The sequence below is a fragment of the Prevotella heparinolytica genome, assembly GCF_002998535.1.
In the GTDB taxonomy this organism is placed as follows: Bacteria; Bacteroidota; Bacteroidia; order Bacteroidales; family Bacteroidaceae; genus Bacteroides; species Bacteroides heparinolyticus.
Genome location: NZ_CP027234.1, coordinates 1,821,101 through 1,842,184, shown reverse-complemented (window position 1 = coordinate 1,842,184; position 21,084 = coordinate 1,821,101). Strand labels below are relative to the sequence as shown.

Annotated in this window: 14 protein-coding genes; 8 read left to right on the top strand and 6 right to left on the bottom strand. The window is 51.5% G+C overall.

Features of this window, described 5'->3' with window-relative positions:
- The first annotated feature begins 34 nt into the window (after positions 1–34).
- Entirely contained in the window at positions 35–1,900 is a 1,866-nt protein-coding gene (mrdA, locus tag C3V43_RS07590; protein ID WP_106069282.1) for a penicillin-binding protein 2, read from the top strand.
- Entirely contained in the window at positions 1,881–3,338 is a 1,458-nt protein-coding gene (gene rodA, locus C3V43_RS07585; protein ID WP_106069281.1) for a rod shape-determining protein RodA, read from the top strand. The genes mrdA and rodA overlap by 20 nt, the downstream gene beginning before the upstream one ends.
- Before the next feature lie 365 nt (positions 3,339–3,703).
- Here the strand turns inward: rodA and C3V43_RS07575 are convergent, their stop codons facing one another.
- The 5 genes from C3V43_RS07575 to C3V43_RS07555 form a co-directional block, all read right to left on the bottom strand.
- On the bottom strand, positions 3,704–4,189 hold the full coding sequence (locus C3V43_RS07575; RefSeq protein ID WP_106069279.1) for a gliding motility lipoprotein GldH: 486 nt from the start codon (positions 4,187–4,189) through the stop codon (positions 3,704–3,706).
- Complete coding sequence (locus tag C3V43_RS07570) at positions 4,167–5,591, bottom strand: PSP1 domain-containing protein (RefSeq protein ID WP_106069278.1); 1,425 nt, start codon at positions 5,589–5,591, stop codon at positions 4,167–4,169. The genes C3V43_RS07575 and C3V43_RS07570 overlap by 23 nt, the downstream gene beginning before the upstream one ends.
- Before the next feature lie 79 nt (positions 5,592–5,670).
- Complete coding sequence (locus C3V43_RS07565) at positions 5,671–6,798, bottom strand: DNA polymerase III subunit (RefSeq protein WP_106069277.1); 1,128 nt, start codon at positions 6,796–6,798, stop codon at positions 5,671–5,673.
- Positions 6,799–6,858: 60 nt separating this feature from the next.
- Positions 6,859–7,812, bottom strand: a complete 954-nt coding sequence (gene metF / locus C3V43_RS07560; protein WP_106070506.1) for a methylenetetrahydrofolate reductase [NAD(P)H] — start codon at positions 7,810–7,812, stop codon at positions 6,859–6,861.
- A gap of 93 nt (positions 7,813–7,905) precedes the next feature.
- Complete coding sequence (locus C3V43_RS07555; protein ID WP_106069276.1) at positions 7,906–9,813, bottom strand: fimbrillin family protein; 1,908 nt, start codon at positions 9,811–9,813, stop codon at positions 7,906–7,908.
- 171 nt (positions 9,814–9,984) lie between these two features.
- Between C3V43_RS07555 and metA the strand changes: the two genes are divergently transcribed.
- Genes metA through C3V43_RS07540 form a run of 3 tightly spaced genes read left to right on the top strand, consistent with a single transcriptional unit; the run spans position 9,985 to position 13,839 of the window.
- Positions 9,985–10,902 (top strand): homoserine O-acetyltransferase MetA, encoded by a 918-nt coding sequence (metA, locus tag C3V43_RS07550; RefSeq protein WP_106069275.1) that lies wholly within the window; start codon positions 9,985–9,987, stop codon positions 10,900–10,902.
- A gap of 56 nt (positions 10,903–10,958) precedes the next feature.
- Positions 10,959–12,812, top strand: coding sequence for a peptidase U32 family protein (locus C3V43_RS07545; RefSeq protein ID WP_106069274.1), 1,854 nt, complete (start codon positions 10,959–10,961; stop codon positions 12,810–12,812).
- On the top strand, positions 12,802–13,839 hold the full coding sequence (locus tag C3V43_RS07540; RefSeq protein ID WP_394336134.1) for a hypothetical protein: 1,038 nt from the start codon (positions 12,802–12,804) through the stop codon (positions 13,837–13,839). The genes C3V43_RS07545 and C3V43_RS07540 overlap by 11 nt, the downstream gene beginning before the upstream one ends.
- A 2-nt stretch (positions 13,840–13,841) precedes the next feature.
- Here the strand turns inward: C3V43_RS07540 and C3V43_RS07535 are convergent, their stop codons facing one another.
- The gene (locus C3V43_RS07535; RefSeq protein ID WP_106069273.1) at positions 13,842–16,286 is read right to left on the bottom strand and encodes a TonB-dependent receptor; all 2,445 of its coding nucleotides are present in this window, start codon (positions 16,284–16,286) and stop codon (positions 13,842–13,844) included.
- A gap of 327 nt (positions 16,287–16,613) precedes the next feature.
- Between C3V43_RS07535 and C3V43_RS07530 the strand changes: the two genes are divergently transcribed.
- From C3V43_RS07530 to C3V43_RS07520, 3 genes are all read left to right on the top strand, one after another.
- On the top strand, positions 16,614–16,922 hold the full coding sequence (locus C3V43_RS07530) for a phage integrase SAM-like domain-containing protein (protein ID WP_106069272.1): 309 nt from the start codon (positions 16,614–16,616) through the stop codon (positions 16,920–16,922).
- 820 nt (positions 16,923–17,742) lie between these two features.
- Positions 17,743–19,401, top strand: a complete 1,659-nt coding sequence (locus C3V43_RS07525) for a helix-turn-helix transcriptional regulator (protein ID WP_106069271.1) — start codon at positions 17,743–17,745, stop codon at positions 19,399–19,401.
- A 398-nt stretch (positions 19,402–19,799) separates the two neighbouring features.
- Entirely contained in the window at positions 19,800–21,083 is a 1,284-nt protein-coding gene (locus tag C3V43_RS07520) for a DUF3575 domain-containing protein (RefSeq protein WP_106069270.1), read from the top strand.
- Position 21,084: the final 1 nt, after the last annotated feature.

The window sequence follows — 21,084 nt, the reverse complement described above, 5'->3', positions numbered from 1 at the left end:
ATAGAAGATTTTGATGTTGTAGCATGTAGGACAGATGAAGGATTATGTATTGGAGAAGCGGAAGTATGTGATAGGGGCGGTGGCTGTAGTTATCGTCTTCATCTATGTGTTCCGCCTGTTCGATTTGCAAATCATGACGGATGCCTATAAGAAGAATGCGGACAGCAACGCTTTTCTGAATAAGATACAATATCCTTCCCGGGGGGCAATCTACGACCGCAACGGCAAGTTGCTGGTGTTCAACCAGCCTGCTTATGACATTACGTTTATTCCTCGTGAGGTGACCGGTCTGGACACGTTAGACCTTTGCCGGACATTGAACATCACGATGGAGCAGTTTGAAAAGCGTATGAAGGACGTCAGAAACCGTTGGATGAATCCCGGTTATTCCAAATATACGCATCAGGTGTTCATGACCCAGCTTTCTGCCGAAGAGAGCGGGGTGTTTCAGGAGAAACTGTTCAAGTTCCCCGGTTTTTATATCCAGAGGCGTACCATCAGGCAATATACCTACAATTCTGCCGGTCATGCGTTGGGCGACATCGGCGAGGTGTCGAAGCGAGACATCGAGAAGGACGATTACTATATCCGAGGGGACTATATAGGGAAGCAGGGCATCGAGAAATCTTACGAGAAATACCTGCGGGGCGAGAAAGGTGTGGAGATTCTGCTTCGCGATGCGCACGGGCGTATTCAAGGACATTATATGGACGGGAAACTGGATCGCCCGTCCGTGCCCGGAAAGAACCTGACATTGGGCATAGACATCGACTTGCAGATGCTGGGAGAACGTTTGTTGCAACATAAAATCGGGTCTATCGTAGCCATCGAGCCGTCCACCGGTGAAATCCTATGCATGGTGTCTTCTCCATCTTTCGACCCCCATCTGATGATTGGACGCCAGCGGGGAAAGAACCACAGCCTGTTGCAAGCGGATAAGCGGAAGCCGTTGTTGAACCGTGCCATCATGGGAACTTATCCGCCGGGCTCCACCTTCAAGACGGCTCAGGCTCTGACTTTCCTGCAAGAGGAGATTATCCATGAAGACTATCCGGCCTATCCTTGTTCGCATGGTTTCAATTACGGCAACCTCCATGTGGGCTGTCATGCTCACGGCTCTCCCTTGCCTCTGATTCCGGCCATTGCCACTTCCTGCAATTCTTATTTCTGTTGGGGATTGTTCCGTATGTTCAGCGACAAGAAGTACGGTTCGCCGCAGAATGCTATCACGGTGTGGAAAGATCACATGGTGTCTCAGGGCTTCGGCTATCGGCTGGAGGTAGACCTTCCGGGCGAGCAGCGCGGGCTGATTCCGAACGCCAAGTTCTACGACAGGGCCTATCGGGGCTCATGGAACGGACTGACCGTTATCAGTATATCCATCGGACAGGGAGAGATTCTCACCACTCCGTTGCAGATAGCCAACCTTGCCGCAACCATCGCCAACCGTGGACACTTCATCACTCCGCATATCGTGAAGGAGATACAGGACAACGAGCTGGACAGCATTTATCGCTTTCCGCGTTATCCCACCATCGACCGCCGGCATTATGAAGAGGTGGTAAAGGGGATGCGTGCCGCCGTCACCGGAAGCACGGGAAGCGCCACATGCCGCATGGTGGGTTCCATCTTGCCGGGGGTGGAAGCCTGCGGCAAGACGGGTACGGCACAGAACCGGGGAAAAGACCATTCTGTCTTTATGGGTTTTGCTCCTATGGATAAGCCCAAGATAGCCATTGCCGTTTACGTGGAAAACGGAGGGTTCGGTGCTGTCTACGGTGTGCCCATCGGCGCCATGATGATGGACCAGTATCTGCACGGAAAGCTCTCGCCGGCAAACGAGGCGTTGGCCGAAGAATTCAGTAACAGGGTAATATTGTATGGTGACGAGGAGAGATAGTATATGGAAATCATTGGATTGGGTGACGATTACCGTCTACCTGATACTGATTGTGTTCGGCTGGTTCAGTGTGTGCGGGGCGAGTTATGACTATGGCGACCGCGACTTTCTGGATTTCTCCACCCGTGCCGGCAAGCAGTTTGTCTGGATTATCTGTTCGTTCGGTTTGGGATTTGTGCTGCTGATGCTGGACGATTCCCTCTATGACATGCTTTCCTACCTTATATATATAGGGCTGATATTGCTGTTGGTGGTCACGATATTCATTGCCCCCGACACGAAAGGCTCTCGTTCGTGGCTCATTTTGGGGCCTGTGAGCCTGCAACCGGCAGAATTTGCCAAGTTTGCCACGGCCTTGGCCCTTGCCAAATACATGAGTGCCTACTCCTTTACGATAAGAAACTGGAAGAATGCCTGTATGCTGGCTTTCCTCATCCTGCTGCCCATGTTGCTCATCATCATGCAGCGCGAGACGGGTTCGGCGTTGGTCTATTCCGCTTTCTTCCTCATGCTCTATCGGGAAGGAATGCCGGGCGGGGTGCTGTTCGTGGGGCTGTGTGCCGTTGTCTTCTTTGTGGTGGGCATCCGTTTCGATGCGGTGATGATGGCCGACACTCCCACCCCGGTAGGCGAGTTTGCGGTGTTGCTGATGGTGCTGCTGTCTGCTGCCGGCATGGTATGGGTGTACGAGAAGAGGTGGGAGCCTGTGTGTAATATGCTGGCAGGTTCATTGGGGGTGCTTTTCATTGCTTACCTGTTATCGGAGTATGTGATGCACTTCAACCTTGTGTGGGTGCAGTGGGGGCTTTGTGTTCTGGTCATCGGCTATCTCTTCTTCTTGTCGTTGGGGCAGCGGCGCCTGTCTTATTTTCTGATAGGCTTGTTTGCGCTTGGTTCCGTCAGTTTCCTTTATTCTTGCGATTACTTCTTTAATAATGTGCTGGAGTCTCATCAACAGATGCGCATCAAGGTGGTGCTCGGCATGGAAGAGGACTTGGCGGGTGCCGGCTATAACGTGAACCAGTCGAAGATAGCCATCGGTTCGGGCGGGCTGACCGGTAAGGGCTTTTTGAACGGGACGCAGACTAAGCTGAAGTACGTGCCCGAACAAGACACGGATTTCATCTTCTGCACGGTAGGCGAAGAAGAGGGTTTTATAGGCTCTACGGCCGTGTTGCTTTTGTTCCTCGTCCTGATATTGCGGCTGATTACGCTTGCCGAACGACAGTCGACGACGTTCGGGCGTGTGTATGGCTATTCGGTGCTTAGTATATTCCTGTTCCATCTGTTCATAAACATCGGCATGGTGCTGGGGCTTACTCCGGTCATCGGTATTCCGTTGCCTTTCTTCAGCTACGGCGGTTCTTCGCTTTGGGGATTCACCATCCTGTTGTTCATCTTCCTGCGCATCGATGCGGGGCGTAACCGCAGACTTTAGGCGGCTGCCCGGCAGTTGCATGGTTTCTTTCTTCTTCAAACCGCCTTCCCTCCTTCGCTCCGTTTCTCTATTTTGTTGTGTTCCTCCATCTTCTTTGTCGTTGTCGGTGAGGAGATGCCTGCAAACTTCTGCAAAGTTATTGCAGTGCTACTGCAAATATGCTTGCAGCGTCACTGCAATATGGTTGCAGTGAGAGTGCAACAGGCTTGCAGCAGTACTGCAATGGCGTTGCAGTAACGCTGCAACGAGTTTGCAGTGGCACTGCGTCGAGCATGCAGTGGAGTAAAGACAAGGGTAGTGAGACCTCTGTCGGGAATCCTGCGCGGCAAAGACAACGTTGAAGAGAAAGTTGCGGGGCGTATGCACTACTTCCACAGCCTGATGCCGACATCGTTGATTCCCGGCAGAATGGAGTCGGGCAGCGTATGGGATATCTTGAAAAGGTATGTGCCGGGCTTCCCGATGCGGATATTGCCTGCGGGAAAGTCGGTCAGGTAGAGGCCTCCCCAACCGTTGCCTTGCCATGCTCCCGTCTTGTCGGCTAAAGTCAGTTGCAAGGTGTCTGTCGGAAGCGGGACACTGTCGGGTGGAGTGCAGCAGACGGACAGGTTGAGGTTTTGGTAGGGATAGTTGTTGCGGTTCCGCACTTCTACGGAAAGCCGGTAGAGCGTGAGCGAGTCGTTAACCTCCGCCTTGAAGAATAGCGTGTCCGTGCGTTGCCAGCCCTTCGAGGGGAGGGGCTGGAAAGCATGATACACCGTTTGTCTGTCGCAAGCAGTCCATAGGCTTGCGACAAACAACAGTATGATACCTTTCAGGCGGAGATTCCTATGCTTGAGCGGGTTTGTCATTGGCGGCAGGTCTTTCTCCTTGGGGTTTGGGAGTGTTGTTGCGGAGCGGCCGGCGGTTGTTGTTCTGCTGCTGCAGACGTTCGCCTTGTCTTGCTTCTTTCTGTCCGGGCTGTTGCCCTCCTTGTTTCTGAGAAGTCTGTCCCTGCTTGGGTTGCTGTTTTTGTCCGGCTGCCGACTGCCCTTGTCTGGCTTGCTCCTTTGCCCCGTTGTTTCGCAAGGCATCTTGCTGCTCTCCGTTCTGTGGACGACCGTTGCCGTTGTTGTTCTTCTTCTTTTTCTTGTTGCTGCCGTCGTTGTTCTCGCCGTTGTGCCTTCCGTTGTTCTCGCCTCCGTTTTTGTTCTTGCGGTTGCGGTCGAAGCGGGTGAGGCTTTCCTGCTCCAGCAAATCCACGGGTCTCTTGGCTTCGGGACGCTGGGAGTCTTCCGAGAGGCTGTCGGGCTTGATGCCCCGTTTGTTCAGGCCGATGATTTCAAAAGCGCGTCTGCCGCTGATGGTCACTAAGTTGGCAGGGATGTTCTTGTCGGTAGAGTAGGTAATCTGGTTGCTTAAGATATCCGCCTTGAAGAAGTAGAACACACCGTCTTTGGTTTCCAACTCAATCTCTCTGGAGGGCAGGCGCTTCTGTGCCTCGACGTAGCAATCCACTTCGTAGTTGAGGCAACATTTCAGCTTGGCACATTGTCCGGCAAGTTTTTGCGGGTTCAGCGAGATGTCCTGAAAGCGAGCGGCACTGGTAGACACCGAAACGAAAGAGGTCATCCACGTGGAGCAGCATAGCTCGCGGCCGCAGGGACCGATACCGCCGATGCGTCCGGCCTCTTGGCGGGCGCCGATTTGCTTCATCTCGATGCGCACGCGGAAAGCATCGGCAAGCACTTTGATGAGTTGCCGGAAGTCCACGCGTTCGTCGGCAATGTAGTAAAAGATGGCCTTGTTGCCGTCTCCCTGATACTCCACGTCTCCTATTTTCATGTTAAGCTGGAGGTTCAGGGCTATCTGTCGTGCCCTGATCATGGTGGCGTGCTCGCGCTCTTTCGCCTCGTTGTATTTCTCCATATCCACCGGTTTGGCTTTGCGGTAGATACGTTTGATGTCGGTTTCCGACTTGATGTTGGCCTTGCGCATTTGGAGCGGCACGAGGCGTCCCGTCAGAGTCACCACACCGATGTCGTGTCCGGGATTGGCCTCTACGGCAACGATGTCTCCTTTCTCCAGCTCTATCTTGTTGCTGTTGCGGAAATATCCCTTGCGGGTGTTCTTGAACTGAACTTCCACCAGATCGTTTTCTTCGGTGTTGCCGGGTATGTCGGCCAGCCAGTCGTAGGTGTTCAGTTGCTTATCCTGTTTGCCGCAACTCTTGCAGCACAGTTTTCCGCTTCCGTTATATAGTTTGTATTCCATCTCTTTATAATATATTATTTTTTGACTATTGGTTTATTTATTGTTTCAATGCTTTTTCGTCCGGTGCTTCCGCTTGTTGTTACTGCTTCAGCAATACAATCATCTTCAGCGAGAAATCGAAAAACACCATGCGTGCGTTTACGTTCTGCTCGATGTGTATCTGGGCTTCGCTCAGTTCGTCCATGATGCCCGTCACGTTTCGCTCGTTGACGAACGGGGCAAAACGGGTGGCGAAGTTCTGTTCGGGCACAGTCATGTAGTTCATCTCCTTCCGGTGCAGGTTGTAGATGAAGTTTTCCCGTATCATGCGCTGGCAATATTCCAAGAAGTTCTTTTGCCGTTCGCGCCCCATACCGGCCACTTGTTCGCTCCATTGCTTCATCTCCCTTATCTTGCGTTGGTAAGAGAGGCGCATCAGGCTGACGAAGAGGTTGAAAAACAACTCGTTCTCTTCGTTCAGGTGAATGGTTTCCAATGCTTTGATGAAGTTTCCGTTGGCCAGATGGGCAATGGCTTCGCTGTCTGCCTGTTGCACGCCGTACTTCTCTCGCAAAGCTTTCGCTATGTCCGTTTCCTCAATCAGAGGAATGTTGAAGCGCTGTGTGCGGCTGATGATGGTGGGCAGAATCATTTCGGGAGTCTCGGAAACCAGCAGGAATATGTTTTTTTCCGGTGGCTCCTCCAACAGTTTGAGCAACTTGTTGGCACAGACTTCATGCAGCTTTTCGGGTAGCCATACGATGGTTGTCTTATATCCTCCTTCGCTCGACTTCAGGCTGAGCTTGCGGATTATCTCGTCACTTTCTTTGGCGTAGATGATGGCCTGCCCGTTCTCCGCTTCCATCTCGTTCAGCCAATGGTTGAGGCCGAAATAAGGAGTGGTAAGCATCAAGTGCCGCCACTCGGCGATGTAGTCGTCGCATACCTCTTTTTTCCCTTTGGCGTTCTTCACGATGGGAAACATGAAATGAACGTCGGGATGCACCAGTTTGTTCCACTTCACGCACGAGGGGCAAGTGCCGCAGGCATCCGTCTCCGTGCGGTTGGGGCAGCAGATGTAGCGGGCGTAGGCCAGTGCCAACGGCAGTTTGCCGACTCCGGGAGGGCCGCAGAAAAGTTGCGCATGCGGGATGCGTCCTTCTTGTACCTCCTGTATCAGCCTTTGCTTGGCGGCTCCTTGTCCTATTACATCATTAAAACCGAACACGATATTTATATTGTTTGCTGTTTGATAATCTACGATTTACTGTTTGCGTGAGAAAGCCGGTTAATAAATCTGCCGGGCCACTTCCTTTATGCTGTCCGTGGCACCTACGGAATAGAAGTGCAGGCTCGGCACACCCTTTGCTATCAGCTCCTTGCATTGCTGCACGCACCATTCGATGCCCACCTGTTGCACCTCCTTGTCGCTTTTGCATTTCAGCACCTCTTTGGTCAACTCTTCGGGCAAGTCTACCTTAAAGGTTTTGGGTATCATGTTGATTTGCGACAGTTTCTTGAGGGGCTTGATGCCCGGAATGATGGGGATGGTGATGCCTTCGAGGCGGGCGCGTTCCACAAAGTCGAAGAACTTGCGGTTGTCATAGAAAAGCTGGGTGACGGCATATTCGGCTCCGGTTTCCATCTTCTTCTTCAGCCAGTAGATGTCCGTATGGATGTTGGGCGCCTCTTCGTGTTTCTCCGGATAGCAGGCCACACCGTAAGAGAACGGTGTCTTGGTGATTTTCATCTCGGAGCCGTCCACAAATATGCCCTTGTTGAAGTTGTTGATTTGCTCTTGCAGTTCGATGGCGTGGTGATAACCGTTGCCTTCGGGGGTAAACGCGGACTCGTGCTTGGCCTTGTCGCCACGCAGCACCAATAAATCCGTGATGCCCAGAAATTGCAGGTCGAGCAATACGTATTCCGTATCTTCGCGCGTGAATCCGCTGCAAAGGATATGCGGCACCATGGTGATGTTGTATCTGTTCTGGATAGCGGCGGCTACGGCAACCGTTCCCGGACGGCGGCGCAAGCGGTTGCGTTGGTACAATCCGTTGCCAAGGTCTTTGTACACATACTCGCTGCGATGGGTGGTGATATTGATGTATTTGGGGTCGAACTCCCGTAGCGTATCGATGGTTTCGTACAGCTTTTCGATTCCGGTTCCTTTCAACGGCGGCAATATCTCGAAAGAAAAAGCTGTCTTTTCATGACTGTTTATCAGGTCTATTACTCTCATTTCTTTTTCGTTGTTTTTTGTCCTTGTGGCAAAAACATTACACATTGGGACAAAAATACGAAAAAGAAATGATATATGTTGACACAGAAGCCTCTATTCTTTGATACAGCGTATGGAAAGGGCTTTATAGTACTCTTGCCCGGTGATGTGGGCAGGCTGCCTGATGAATTCATCGCTTTCACCCAAAAAATACACAGTGTTCTCCGAAAGGGTGTTTCGGGTCTTGTCCCAGCTCCAGAAAGCGGTCATCTTCTGTGCGCTGTAATGTGCTCCTTTATACCACATCCCCACCGGAAAAGCGTTGAACCGGGCACGGTTATTTGTCGGCAAGGGTTCTCCGGATATCATTGTTTGCCACTCTCCGGCTTTCAAAACAGAGGCGTCATTGCCGAGATACTCCTTTAGTGCTTCCCAGTCTTCGTCCGAAGGAATCTTCCATCCTTCAGGGGCTAATTCTCCTGCCAATATGGCTTCGCCGTTGTAAAAATAAATGGTAAGTCCGTCCGGTTTGTAATAGCCGGCTTTGTCTTTGCCTAATGCGGTCTGTTGGCTCAGGTTCGTCCCATTTCGGTAGCTTGTGGCACGTAGTTCTTTTCCCATCCAGTATTGTTTTCCTATCTTGGTGATGGGATACTGGTCTATGATTCCTTTTCTTATGTCCAGCAAGGTATGGCTGGCCACATTCACTTTGACGGCATTTTCCGGTTTCCTCAAAGACAACTTATGGGCGGCATCTATGTAAAGTTTATCGACGGAAGCAGTATCTCCTTGAGTGTAAGAGAAACCGTGGCCGTATGTGTTCCAACTTATTTTTCCTCCGCAGATGTTGTCGGTGCAATCCATGAGTTGCAATACAATGCCGTTACTTAAATCGGCCTTTTCGTTTTCTCCCATAGGATAGGCTGTGAGGGCTCTGGAGGTTAGCGTCCCCGATCTAAGATATTCTTGGCAAATTTCTGCCACAGGCATTCCTTCGTGATAGACCCTGTAAATATTGGATTGTGAAAAAGAGAGTGCCGAGAGATGTATGGCGGTATAGTCGGCCGTGTTGTCGGTCTCAATGGCTTCCACGTTCTCCCAAGCCTTGATTTGTCCGGCAAATCCATTCAGTATGTTGCTGGTGCTTTGTATGGCAGACACATTGATGGAACATTGCATGTTGCTCCCTATCTTCATGCTTGGTATGGCGCAACTGTATAACCGTCCGCTCCATTCAATGATGAAAAAATACTTCCCTTCCTCTATGGCCTGCGGTATGATGATGATTTCCTTTCCCACCAGTTTGTTGTCTTTCACGCTCCATACTCCGGAGGCTATGATGTCTTTCGTCCCTTCAAGATTGCTGAATGTTCCGTCCTCCAGATTATAGTCGGCGGATGTTTTGAACCCGGTGGCTATGATTCGCGGGTTGGCTTTCAACAAGTTATCGGCCTTATTGCCCGTGTCGGGAATGAGCGTGACGGTCAGCTTGGCGAGTTTATGTTGGAATTCAAGTGCCACTGTCTTGCTTTTACCGGTAATGTTCTTTGCCGTAGCCACTAAGAAATCGCTCTGCGAGCGGCTCTTCTCGTTACTCTGATCGGTCTGCACCGATACGGGAAGGGTGGAAGTGCCCTCCGGTACACCTTCAGATTGATAAGGATAATAACTGATGAAATTCAGTGGCACATCCCCTTCGGGATAAAATACGGTTTTCTTCGGAACGAGCGTAGAGCCTTCGGTATACTCCAAAGGCAGATTGTTGATGTATCGCTTCCCTTTGATGGAACTTGACGAGGTAGTGGCGATGAGTCCCATTTGGTCTCCTTTTTCAAAAAGGTTACCGGTTACTTTGGTGGTTGCTTTTTTTATCTTGACGGAAAAGGAGATGGGGATAGTTCCTTCTTCTAATTCCGTCTCTGCATCTTCGCCGATGCTGTTTACACATGCGGTATTGCAAAAAACAATACTGCAAAGCAAGACCGCATTAAGTAATCTTGTTAAAAAGCTTTGTCTTTTCATAATATAAGCAGATATATTTTGGTAAACAGATGCAAATATAATCAAATGTGTTAAAAGAGAAAGCGTAAATCAATAAAATCTTTTATAATTTATTTATTACACTTTGTTTTTTATCTAACTTTACACGCTAAAATCATATATAATAACAAGTTAAATCATAGACATCGTTTCATGCCTTTAAATTTACCCGATAAGCTGCCCGCTATCGAGTTGCTCAAAGAAGAGAATATTTTTGTTATCGACAACTCTCGGGCAACCCAACAAGATATCCGGCCTTTGCGCATTGTCATCCTGAACTTGATGCCGTTGAAGATTACAACGGAGACCGATCTGGTACGTTTGCTATCCAACACCCCTCTTCAGGTGGAAATCTCGTTCATGAAGATCAAGAGCCATACCCCTAAGAATACCCCGATAGAACATATGAAGGCATTCTATACGGATTTCTACAAGATGCGTGGCGAGAAGTACGACGGTATGATTATTACCGGTGCCCCGGTGGAGCAGATGGATTTTGAGAAGGTGTCTTATTGGAATGAGATGACCGAAATATTCGATTGGGCGCGTACGCACGTAACATCCACCCTCTATATCTGTTGGGCGGCTCAAGCCGGACTTTACTATCACTACGGTATTCCCAAATATCCTTTGGAAAAGAAAATGTTCGGTATCTTCGAACATCGCACCTTACTTCCGTTGCATCCTATCTTCAGAGGATTTGACGATGTGTTCCACGTACCTCACAGCCGCCATACCGAAGTGCGCAGGGAAGACATCCTGAACGTGCCCGAACTCACTTTGCTTTCCGAATCGAAAGAGGCCGGCGTATATATGGCCGTGGGGCGCGGTGGACGTGAGTTCTTTATAACCGGTCATTCGGAATACTCCCCGTTGACGTTGGACACGGAATATCGTCGTGATTTGGCTAAGGGATTGCCCATCGAAGTTCCTTGCAACTATTATGTAGACAACGATCCCGACAAGGAAGTGCTGGTGCGTTGGCGTGCCCATGCCAATTTGCTGTTCTCCAACTGGCTGAACTACTTCGTATATCAGGAAACTCCATATAATATAGAAGAGATTGAATAATACCGGCAGTGCCGGAGGAGAATACCGGATTTCCTCCGCTCTTGTAGCTGAATAGTATGGTTAAACAGAGAAAAATAGAGTTGCTGGCTCCGGCAAAGAATCTGGAGTGTGGCATTGAGGCGGTCAACCACGGGGCGGATGCGGTGTATATCGGTGCGCCTAAGTTCGGTGCCCGTGCTGCGGCAGTCAATTCGTTGGAAGACATTGCGGCATTGGTGGCGTATGCCCATTTGTACAATGTTCGTATATACGTCACGGTCAATACCATTCTGAAAGAAGAAGAACTGGAGGAGACGGAAAAGATGATTTGGGCCTTATATCGTCTGGGGGTAGATGCCTTGATTGTGCAGGACATGGGTATCACCCGGTTGAATCTGCCTCCTTTGCCTCTTCATGCAAGCACGCAGATGGACAACCGCACTCCTGAGAAAGTACGCTTCCTGGCCGAAGCAGGTTTTCGTCAGGTGGTGTTGGCGCGCGAACTTTCTTTGCGCGAGATAGGGCAGATTCATGCTGCTTGTCCTACGGTGCCGCTCGAGGTGTTTGTGCATGGAGCATTGTGTGTGAGTTATAGCGGGCAATGCTATGTCAGTCAAGCCTGTTTCGGACGCAGCGCCAATCGCGGAGAGTGTGCACAGTTTTGTCGGTTGCCATTCAGCCTGCAAGATGCGGACGGGAAAACCATTGTGCGCGACAAGCACTTGCTCTCCTTGAAAGACCTCAACCAAAGTGAGATGCTGGAAAGCCTGCTGGATGCCGGAGTCACTTCCCTGAAGATTGAAGGACGCTTGAAAGACGTCACTTATGTGAAGAATGTGACGGCTGCTTACCGTCAAAAACTGGATGCTGTCTTTGCACGCCGTCAAGAATATGTCCGTGCTTCTTCGGGTACGTGCCGTTTTGATTTTAAGCCCCAATTGGATAAGAGTTTCAGTCGCGGCTTTACCCATTATTTCCTGCAAGGACGTGAACAAGGCATTGCGTCGTTCGATACTCCGAAGTCGTTGGGCGAAGAGATGGGAACCCTGAAGGAACTGCGTGGCAATTACCTCACGGTGGCCGGGGTAAAACCCTTCCATAATGGGGATGGAGTCTGCTTTTTGGACGAACAGGGGCGTTTGCAGGGCTTTCGCATCAACCGGGTGGATGGCAACAAGCTTTATCCGGCGGGAGAGATGCCCCGCATCAAACCGCGTACTCCTCTTTACCGCAATTTCGATCAGGAATTCGAGCGTCTGCTCACCCGCAAGTCGTCCGAGCGCAAGATACGTGTCGGCTGGGAATTGGCCGATACGGCTTTTGGCTTCAGCCTGACCCTTGCCGACGAGGACGACAATCGGGTGACGCTCTTTTTCCCTTACTCGAAGGAAGAGGCGCGTACCCCACAGGCGGATAATTTGCGCACCCAACTCGCCAAGTTGGGCAATACGCCGTTCGAGGTGGGTGGTGGCCTTTCCGATGACGCTTCGGGCATTGACCTGAACCTTTCACACAACTGGTTCTTGCCGGCTTCTGTGGTGGCTGACTGGCGGCGTCAGGCTGTGGACAAACTGGTGTCGGTGCGCCGCATCAACTACCGGCGCGAGACGGCCGTATGGAAGCCGACCAAGCATGCGTTCCCGACAACATCGCTGACCTATTTGGGCAATGTGATGAACAGTGCCGCCCGTAGCTTTTATCTGGCTCATGGTGTCTCTTCCGTGGCTCCCGCCTACGAAGCACAGGCCGTTCCGGATGCTGCGCTCATGTTCTGCAAGCATTGCCTGCGTTTCAGCATGGGGTGGTGTCCTACCCACCAGAAAGGACGCTCGCCTTATCGCGAACCCTATTATTTGGTGGGGACGGATGGCAAACGGTTCAAGTTGGCTTTCGATTGTAAGAACTGCCAAATGAAGGTCTATGCGGAGTAGGGAAGGGACATATCAGGAAGGGCGATGCCTCGACCGGGTGCACGGTGCGGAGAGAAGCTTGCGCAGGGCGATGGTTCGGGTGTTCTTGCTGTTCTTCTCTTTGATGGCGGCCTCTTGCCACTATTCCCGTCCGAATCTGGAGGATGAGAGCCTGAGCGCAGATACCCGCGACTCGCTGGCCTACCTCTTTGAGCGTCACTACACTTGGAATACAAATCTGGAAGTGCGGGCCGACTCCGTCAATCTGGCTTGCTTGCCGGTGAAGGATTGTTACAACATGCTGCATAAGGGCGATAGGGTGGTGGTGGCAGAGTTCGCAGTCCATCCGACGGATAGTGTGGATAGCATCTGGGTGAAGCTGGCTCACTCGCAGGAGATTCAGGGCTGGTTGCGAGAGTCGGAAATGATGCGTGCATTTGTTCCCACCGACAGCATTTCGCAGGCTATTTATCTTTTCAGTGATACCCATGCCTCTTATTTCATAGCTGTTTTTGCCCTGTTTGTGCTGGTCTGGCTTTTCCGTACTTTTCGGCGTAAGCAGCTCAAGCTGGTTTACTTCAATGATATAGACAGTGTCTATCCGTTGCTGCTTTGTTTATTGATGGCATTCAGTGCCACGGTCTATGAGTCCATGCAGGTCTTTGTGCCCGAAACATGGCAGCATTTCTATTTCAATCCCACCTTGTCTCCTTTCAAGGTGCCCTTCATTCTTTCTGTTTTTCTGATGAGCATTTGGCTGTTCATCGTGGTGCTACTGGCTGTTCTGGATGATTTGTTCCGCCAACTCTCTCCGTCGGTGGCCGTATTCTATCTGTTGGGATTGGCTTCGTGCTGCATCTTCTGTTATTTCTTCTTTATTCTGGCTACACATATTTATATAGGCTATCTGTTTCTGGCAGCTTTCGTGTGGGTGTTTTTCAAGAAACTGCGTTTGTCGTTGGCCGCTTCGCGCTACCGTTGCGGCAAGTGCGGACAGAAGATCCGGGAGAAAGGCATCTGTCCGCACTGTGGTGTTATGAATGAATAGGATTAGAAGCGGCATCGTAGTTCCACTCCTGCCTGGATGGGGCTTCCTTTTTGTTGCAGTCCGTTACCCATGCTTTCAAAGTAGAAGGCTGTATAGTCTCTGTTCAGGGCATTGCGCACCCAGAAGTCTATCTGTCCGTTGCCTTTCTGGAAACTGACGCGTCCGTTCAGTGTGCCGTAAAAGGCTTGGCTCGCTGTATTTGCTTCGTTCCAGTAGATGCGTCCTGCCCCGGTGTAGTTGGCGTTCAGCCGGATGCGGTCCAATAAGCATCCCGGATTGATGCGGAAGATATACTGTCCGCCTATGTTCATCGTATGCTTGGGCACGAACGGGGCATAATTGCCGTTATAGCTGATTGTCTGAAGGTTACTGTTCACGGTGGTATAGCCCTTGAATGTGGCATACGTATATCCATAGCCGGCGTTCAGGGTGAAATCCGTGGTGACGGCAACGGCCAGTGACGCTTCCGCTCCGAGGCTGCGGCTCTTTCCGGCGTTCACTGTCTCACGTCCCAGTCCGCTCTGTGCGAAGTGCGAGATCTGCTGGTCTTTGGTGTCCATCAGGAAGAAAGAGACGTCTGCCTGCAAGCGTCCGCCTGCAAGGTTCAGGTGCGTACCTATTTCATAGTTCCATGTCTGTTCGGGTTTATAGATCACGGCTGTCTGTACATCGGGCTTCTGGCCTCCGGCGGGCATGTTTTTGTTTACCAGTTCTTTGTAGTTATCTGGAACTCCGGGCAGGATGGCTTCTTTGGTCTGTTGCATCATGTCGCTTCTCAGGCTGCTTTGCAGCAAGTCCGAAAACATCTGTATGTTGTATCCGCCCGAACGATACCCTTTGCTCACGGTGGCATATACATTGCCTTTATTCTCTTTGAAGTCATATTGCAATGCTATCTTCGGCAGCAGTTGCAAGTAATCCTTTTTGAGCGAACCTTTATATTCGGACACGACGGTCATCGGTGTTTCGGGCATCATGGCAATCTCTCTGACTACGGTTTCGCCCCTCTTCATTTTTCCTTGGATGGCCACGGTGTAGTCCATCGAAGTGGCTGAGTTGTATTCCAGTTTCATCCGTTCATAATCCAAACGCAATCCGGCAGTGAGCGAAAGCCCGCTGATTCCGAACAAGTCTTTGAAGGTAGATTGATGGAAGATGGCTCCGTTCATCAAAGGAGTATCGAAATCGCCGTTGATGTGCATCAAGGGACTTGTTATGTTCAGAGAGGGCAAGATGCTCATGCTCATACCCTGTCCCATAGGCACGTCGATCGAAGGTATTACCGCTCCGAGCATTCCTTTTAACATCCTCATTCCGTCTTGACCGAAGTTCACCGGCCCTGCCGTACGCAGCCACTGATAGAAACCGAAGGCTCCCGTTGTCCATTGCCAACGGCGTCCGGGTTTCGATTTGAGAACAATCTCTTCGCTGAGGGCGTTCATCTTCTGTTTCTGTTCGATGTTGAAGATGGCCGAGGGCGTAAAGTCCTGATCCATGAACATGCGGTCTTTCAGAAACTGGTAGCCGGTGACGGCACTCAGGATGAAGTTACGGGCCTGGTATTCCAAGTTCAATCCTGCATTCAGCAGGTTGCGATAGTAGCTGCTCCGTTCGTTGTTGGCTATTTTCCCGATGTAGGGCTTCAGTGCCTCACTTTGTTTTCCGGCGTTCAGGCTTCCCATGTAGTAATAAGGATATCCGTTCTGGTCGCTATATTCGTAGCTTACGTTCAGGTCAATCTTCCAGTTCTCGGAAGGGAGGCAGATGGCGCGCATGCGTCCGCCTGCCGCCTGTCCTCGGTCGGCTTTCTCGTTGCGTGCACTGTTGTGGAAGAACCCACCCTGATAGTCGTAGAACCCTCCGGCCGAGAAGGCGAACCGTTCAGAGATGCGGTGATAGTGGGTGATGGAAGTGTTGTAGGCATTGTGCGTGCTTGCTCCCATGCGGAAGTCCGTGCCCTGATAGGAGAAGGGCGATTTGGTGTGTACCTTGATGAGGCCACCCATGGCGTTGCGGCCGTAGAGTGTGCCTTGCGGTCCGCGCAGCACGTCGATGCGCTCCACGTCGGCATAGCTGAAGTCGAAAGCCGACTTGTCTATGTAGGGCATATTGTCCACATAGAGGCCTACCGATGGAGTATTGATGCGCGAGCCTATTCCGCGGATATAGACGGCAGAGGTCAGTCGCGAGCCGTAGTCGGGAATAAACATATTGGGTACAAGCCCTGTCAGGCTCTTGATGGACCTTACTTGTGCGTTTTGCATGTCCTGTTGCGAAAGCAGGGTCACGGAGGTAGGCTGCTCACGCAGTTTGCGGGTTTCCTTGGGTGCCGCAATCACCAGCACCTCTTCTACATCTACCACTTTCAGCGTATCCAGCTCGTCGGCCGATACGATGCCGGCGGTCAGCAGCGCAAGGAATGAAATAAATAATCTGTATCTGTTCATAAGTCATTATAATTTTGGTTGCAAAGTAACGGCTATTTGCCGGGATGTGCAATCCTCATTTATTAGGATAAGTCCGCTATTTTCAGAATCATGTTGACCGAGTGCCATTGCACTAAATCCTGTTCAATGACGGGCTTCTTTTCTTGTTTAAGGGTTACATCTTATTTTTGTATGCGCATTATCAATTCTATAAATCCATTACGCATATGTTCAGTATTCTATCTTATTTCAAAAGGCAGGATGGGCACCAAAGAGTAAGTCCCGTTAGCAAAAGAGACAAGGAAAAGAAAGTAAGTAAAGAAAGTAAAAGGGCAAAGCACCTCGCCCTTGCTTTCGGAGTTTGTCTATGCGGCGGCCCGTGGCGTAAGCCCCTCCACTGCCCAGAACTACCGCACGGAGGTGCGCTCGTTCATCCGCTTCAACGGCGGCAGGGACGTGCCGCTCTCCTCGCTGAATGCCGATGCCGTGCGCTGCTACGAACGCTGGCTTCACGGCCGGGGCGTGTGCCCCAATACCTCCTCCTGCTACATGAGCTCCCTGCGCGCCATCTACAACAAGGCGGCCGCAAAGCGCCTCGTGAAGGACAAGGCACCGTTCAAGGGCGTGTTTACGGGCAACGAGCGCACAGTCAAGTGAAGCATCGGGGCGGAGGAGATGCGCAGGCTGGTACTCTGCTCCCTCACCACTCCCTGCGGGGAAGAGGCCGGGCGTAGAGCTGCCGGTCATCTCCAAGGGGCTGGGGCACACCGACACCGAGACTACGCTCATATACATCGAAGGGATAAAGGACGAACGGCTGGCGGAAGGCAACCGTGAACTGCTGGAAAGGATTTCCGGGTGTTTTTTTCTCAAAGAAATTATCTTTCAGCCATATCCCTCCTCCGCGGACGGAACGGCCGCGCCTTCAGTGCCCCCGATTTCGGGGGAACTCTTGAGGAGGGGTTATGCTATTATATGCTATGCTATGTGTACCAAATGTTACATTTTGAGCCTTAAATGTTACATTTATGACGCTTGACTTTTCAGAATCATGTTCTATCAGAGCGTTATTTTGTAAAGAATTAACACCAATCGGTTATCAAGTGACACCCCTTGCGAGAGATACCTGTAGGCGGGCTTCGGTGGGGATATATCTCCACCGTGCTGGATGTATATGCGGAGTGTGCTGCATCTATAGTTCCAGCATGGAGAATCTATATAGCGAGTTGGGGCAGGGAGAAGGAAACGATAAGGGGTAAATATTTTTCCTCCTGAAAAAAGTGTCTGCCACAGAACAAATTTCCGCTTGGACTTTGCGAGCATAGCGGTAAGCGTTTAAATGTTATGTATGTTCTGTTTAACAAATGTTCTTTAGCTCATCATTGACCGTTTCTATAATCGCCATATTGCTAATAATCAAAAAAGAGTTTGTAGAATTATATCGAACTCATTATTTTTGCAGTCATTTTAGATAATTATGAAATTATTCATCGTTTGCTTATTGGGCTTGTTTACGGTATATTGCCATGCCGCAGACACGCTCGACATCGACTATATAGATAAACTGTACGTCCGAGAGCCGCAACGTGCCTACCGTCTGTTGGAACCTGCACGAAAGCGGCTGGAACGGGAGGGCTGGAAACATAAAAGCCGCATGCGATATGAACGGGTGGCAGGGTTTGTCTGCCTGAACAACAATCTTTATGCCGATGCCCTGCGCCACGCCCTTGCCATGCAGCAACTCGGCAGTAAGGATCAAGGAAACATCTTGGATGGGCTGGACATTCAATGCCGGCTTGCAGACAAGCTCGGACAATACGAGCAGTTGGCGAGACTGGTAGACCAAATAAGGCAAGAAACGAAGAAGATAACCGACAGACACCCTCGCGAACGTGCAATCAAAGCCTACTATACCCTTCTATGTGAGTACTATAAGACAAGAGCGCTATCGAAGAGCGGACAAACGGACAAGGTCATGCAGTCATGGCATGAGGCACGGGCCATGCTGAACTTATTCGCCGACGACCCTAATGAGAATGTCCGTGGCAACTGCGCCATCATGCGGCACTCTTTCGATTTATTACTTGCCGACATCTACATTGACGGAGGCGAACCCAATAAGGCTGCCGCCTATATTCCCGATGCCGTTCAAGAGCTCAACAGGGAACAACAGGATGGCGGTGACGGGGCTACTGACCATGCAGGCTATGATATTCACCGCATGTACTTTAATCTCGCTCTCGGGCATGCCCTTGTCAAGTGCGGGCGAAAAGACGAAGCGTTGAAAGCTGCCGCCGGAGCCGACTCGCTGTTCCATAAATACCCTCCCATGGAAAATGTGCTCGGGTCACTTTTAAGTATCTATGTCGAGGCAAACAGCATCCCGGAAAATATCCTGTCCTTGGGTGAGGATTTCTACCGCAATAATCTCGCTACTCCATCCGTCGAACTGCTCTCTGTCTGCAACAGTCTGCTGCAAATCTACATCCGCCAAGGTGAGAAGGTAAAAGCCGAAGCTATGGCGGGCGAGGTGAAACGCATCAACGACTTCATCCACCGCGAAAACATGGAGTTCTACGATGTGCTGAGCGAGAACAGCTCCCTGCGCGTGTCGTATTACAAGCAACGCGTCTATAAAATGGTGGCCACAGGCGTGGCTACAGCTCTTGTCATTATCATCGTCATCATGATTTATTTCCACCGCCGGCGGCTTCACGACAACCAATACCTATATAAATATGTACGGTTGGCGGTACAACAAACCCCGGCCAAGCGAGCCGACAACCCTAAAACGGAAGAGAATCTGCAAGAACAAATAGAAACTTTACTTTCCGAGAACAACAACTTCTTGTCTCAGGACTTCAACACCGGCTGCCTTGAGACCCGATTGCAGATGAAACGGTATGCCATCGACCAACAACTGGCGGAGAACTGCCATACCTCGCTGAACGACATTGTAACCAACCTGCGGTTGCAACATGCCTGCAAGCTGTTGGAGCAGACCGACTATGTATTGGAGTACATCGCTACCCAGTCCGGTTTCGGCACCCTCCGTACTTTCTATCGCCAGTTTAAAAAGAAATACAATCTTACTCCGACTGAATACAGGCGATTGGGACAAAAGAAGAACCAATAACCTCACTTCTTCAATGACAGTTTGATTACGCCTCGGCCACGACATTACCACGGCCCGACCAAGGTATCGCCGGACAGCTGTACTGCCCACATACAGCCGCACTTCCTCAATATTCCACCTCTCCCCCTCCTTTTACACCTTTCTCAGGGGCTATGTCACCTTCTTTTCAATAATTTGTCACTATGTCACCCCCCCCTTTCCTACGGTTTCATCGAAATATTCATCTAATTTTGGCTTGTTAAACGAATTTTCAAGAACTTTTTTTGGAGGGATATAAACCGAACTTCAAAACAGAGTAAAAAAACAATGGAAAAATTAGAGAAGTTCCTAAAAAACGAATGAGATTACCAACTTTTAAAAGATTTATCTTATACCGAATTAACCCTTATTCACCGGCAATGAAAAGACCTATTATTCTTCTGCTTCTCCTGCTTCTTCTCGGCCATGTCCGGGGGCAGGAATCCGGAAACCGGCGGGGCCGCGACTCCGTCCGCATCCATTTCCGCCAAGGCGAGCCGTCTCTCGACCCCTCTTTCCACGGCAACGGCGACAAGCTCGACGCCTTCACCCTGCGCCTGGAGGCGTTGCTCTCGGACAGCACCTGCCGCGTGCGCGGCATACGCATGGTCTCGGGCGCTTCCCCCGAGGGAAGCACCGCCCTGAACAAGGCGCTGTCCGAACAGCGTGCCGTACACTTCTGGGACTATATCCGCGGCCGTTTCTCCGGCAGGGACATCCCCGTACTCTCACACGCCCCCGGCATCGACTGGGAACGGCTCATCCTGCTCACCGAGGCTGACGGCGGAGTGCCCTTGCGCTCCGAAGCCCTCGACATCCTGCGCCACACCTCCGAGTGGATTACCAGCGGCGGAGCGGTGCCCGACGGGCGCAAGCACCGCCTGGCCCTGCTTGGCGGGGGGCGTACGTGGCGCTACATGGAAGAGCACTTCTTCCCCGAACTGCGCACCTCCATGCTGGAGCTCTGGTACGAGTGCGTCTACCCCGAGGAGCGGACGGACACCGTGGTCGTGCTGCGGACGGACACGATGGAGGTGGCGCGTACCGACACCCTCGTGGTGCTGCGCACGGACACCATGACGCTTGCCGTTCCCGCGCCCCGGGCGCGCAAGCCTTTCCACATGGCCGTGAAGACCAACCTCTTGTATGCCGCCGTCGTCATCCCCAACATCGGGCTGGAGTTCCACCTCGGTGGCCGCTGGTCTGTGGCCGGTAACTGGATGTACACGTGGCTCAAGAACGACAGCCGCTACCGCTACCACCGGGTCTGCGGCGGCGACCTCGAGGTGCGCCACTGGCTGAGCCTCGGCCGCAAGCCGCTGACCGGGCACCACGTGGGGCTCTACGGCCAGCTGCTGACCTACGACCTCGAGTGGGGCGGCAAGGGCTACCTCGGCGACCGTTGGAGCTACGGCGGCGGCATCTCCTACGGCTACTCCGCCCCGATCGGGCGCAGGCTCAACCTCGACTTCACGCTGGGCATCGGCTACCTCGGGGGCGAGTATTACGAGTACGTCCCGCAGAACGGGCTCTACGTGTGGCGTACCACGAAGAACCGCCGCTGGTTCGGTCCCACGAAGGCCGAGGTCTCGCTGGTGTGGTTGCTGGGACACGGCAACTTCAACGTGAGGAAGGGAAAGCAGACAACGGATAACGCTAAATAAG